The sequence below is a fragment of the Streptomyces odonnellii genome (assembly GCF_000981895.1).
GTDB lineage: Bacteria > Actinomycetota > Actinomycetes > Streptomycetales > Streptomycetaceae > Streptomyces > Streptomyces odonnellii.
Genome location: NZ_LATD01000533.1, coordinates 1 through 2,345 on the forward strand (window position 1 = coordinate 1; position 2,345 = coordinate 2,345).

Sequence of the window (2,345 nt, forward strand, 5' to 3'; positions counted from 1 at the left end):
CCGCCGCCCCGATCGCCCCGGGCACCAGCCGGACCACCGTCCGCTCGTCCAGGGCGGGATGGGCGTACGCGCGCGCCGTCAGCACATCGCCCTCGCCACCCCCGGCCCCCGCGGTGTCCCCGGAACCTCCGGCACTCCCGCGCCCCGAGGTGCCGTCGGCAGCCGCAGCGCTCTCAGTCCCACGGAGCGGCAGCACCGCGCCCGTCTCCAGCAGATCCCGCTCCCGGGCCTGTCCCGCCCGGGTCTCCCCGTCCCGCACTTCCGTGTCCGGCAGCGTGCCGCCCACCAGTCGACCGTTCACCGCGCCCCCTCCTCGTCGTTCTCGACCACACGGCCCGCGTACACCAGCGCGGCCATCCGCTCGCCCTCCGACCAGGCGACCGGCCCCACTTCGGCAAGCGGCAGCCGCCGCCCCGCCGCGTCACGCCACTCCAGCGAACCGGTCAGCGTCTCCCCGTCCGGATAGTCGTCCCCCACCCAGTACGCCGCCTCGACCTGCCGGCCCTCCTCCACCAGCGGGCAGACCGCATAGCCGCCGCGCACCCGGTAGCCGAGCGAGACCGCCCGGGTCGTGGCATGCCGGAGTTGTGCGAACTTCCCATTGGCGTACGCACGCCAGTCCTGTGCCGCCGCGCTCCCGGGCGCGTCCGCGGCCGGCGCCGGCCGCCGCCACACCTCACGGAACAACTGCTCGGCGCCCTGCTCCACACCGAGCTCGGCCGCGAACTCCCGCAGCTCCCCCAGGTCTTCGAGCAGCACCGGATGGGGTATCAGCACCGTCTCCACGCCGGCCGGATCCAGCCGCACCGAGTCCCCGTCCAGATCAACGATCCCCAGCCCGCGCACCGGATCCGCGTCCCGCAGAAAACCCGCCCGCGCCGAGTCCGCCGAGCCGTCCCCGGCCACCGGCGCCACCACCAGATCCCGCAGCGCCGACTGCCACGCGGTGTCCGGCCACACCCGCGCCAGCAGTGCCACCGGCACCGGCAGCGAACGCACCAGCCAGGTGTCCACCTGCTCGCGGCACTCCCGCTCGTGCCGCTCCAGCCACTCGGCCAACTGCCGCAGCCGTACCACCTCGGCGTCGTCCTTGAGCTTCGACGGCACCTGTTTCAATGTGCGGCCCGCGGCATTGCGACACAGCACCCGCGTGCCGTCCAGCGCGACTGCATACCCGCCCGACGTCTCGATCCAGCCCATGGCAGGACCCCTCCCCGACCTTCCGGTTCCGAACGCTCATCACAGTAGGTGACGGGTCTGACAACGCTCGTCCGAAGCCTGTGAGGCTGTGGAAAACCTCCGTCACGGCCGCGCAACGGCCCGGCAACCGAGGCCCGGCAGGATCGCCCCATGACCATCCAGGACCGGCCCGCGAACGACATCGACGACCATGGATCCGCAGGTCCCAGCCTTGTCGTCGTCGCTCACGGCAGCCGCGATCCGCGCACCCGGGCGACCATCGCCACGCTCCTCGACCGGGTCCGCGAACTGCGCCCCGGTGTGGATGTACGCCTCGGCCATCTCGGCATCGACGAGCCCCTGCTCTCCGGCACCCTCGCCGGTCTGGGCACCGGCCGCGCCGTCCTCGTACCGCTGCTGCTGAGCCGTGGCACCCACATCAAGCGGGATCTGCCGACCGCCGCGGCGTCCGCGCCCCGGCTCCACACCCGGATCGCCGCGCCGCTCGGCCCGCATCCCCTGTTGGTAGAGGTGCTCCACGCGCGACTGGCCGAAGCGGGCTGGCGAATGGACGCCACAAGCGAAAGCCGCGGTTCCGCCGACGCTCCGGGGGCCACCGACGCCCCGGCTCCCGCTGCCGCCGCGGGTGCGGGTATCGGCACTGGCACCGGTACGGGTCCCGCTGCCCGTACGAGACGAGGCGGCGCCGCGGTCGTCCTCGCCGCCGCCGGATCCCTCGACCCGGAATCCGCCGCGGACACCCGGCGTACGGCCGCACTGCTCAGCGAGCGGCTCGGCGGTGTGCCGGTCGTCCCCGCATACGCGTCCGCCGCCTCGCCGACCGTCCCCGAAGCCGTCCGCGCCCTTGCCGCCAGGGGCCACCACCGGACCGCTGTCGCCTCGTACTTCACCGCCCCCGGCCACTTCGCGACCCGCAGCGCCGCCGCCGCGCCCTGGATCGCCGCCGCCCCGCTGGGCGCCCACCCGGCGATGGCCCGGCTGCTGCTCCACCGCTACGACCAAGCGCGGGACGCCCCGTACGACCAGGCGCGGGACACCTCGTACGACACGGCCCACCGCCACCTGGCCTCCGCCTGGCCTGAGCCCGTCCGAGCCTGAGCCCAGCCCTCGAAGCCCGCGCGCCGACCGGCCCAGCACCGCCACCC

At 74.5% G+C, this 2,345-nt stretch carries 3 protein-coding genes; 1 reads left to right on the plus strand and 2 read right to left on the minus strand.

Annotated elements, in window-relative coordinates; genetic code table 11:
- Positions 1-301 (minus strand): hypothetical protein (locus WH07_RS34560; protein ID WP_046508946.1); only part of this gene is annotated, 301 nt, incomplete at its 3' end.
- Positions 298-1,200, minus strand: a complete 903-nt coding sequence (locus tag WH07_RS34565) for a DUF4132 domain-containing protein (RefSeq protein ID WP_046508949.1) — start codon at positions 1,198-1,200, stop codon at positions 298-300. The genes WH07_RS34565 and WH07_RS34560, both read right to left, overlap by 4 nt.
- 150 nt (positions 1,201-1,350) lie before the next feature.
- On the opposite strand from WH07_RS34565, the gene WH07_RS34570 reads away from it, so the two are divergent.
- Positions 1,351-2,298 (plus strand): sirohydrochlorin chelatase, encoded by a 948-nt coding sequence (locus WH07_RS34570; RefSeq protein ID WP_046508951.1) that lies wholly within the window; start codon positions 1,351-1,353, stop codon positions 2,296-2,298.
- Positions 2,299-2,345 lie beyond the last annotated feature (47 nt).

What these genes read in the sequence shown, in the direction of transcription:
- WH07_RS34570 (WP_046508951.1), top strand. Translation starts at nt 1,351, where the DNA reads ATGACCATCCAGGACCGGCCCGCGAACGACATCGACGACCATGGATCC.
- WH07_RS34565 (WP_046508949.1), bottom strand. Translation starts at nt 1,200, where the DNA reads ATGGGCTGGATCGAGACGTCGGGCGGGTATGCAGTCGCGCTGGACGGC.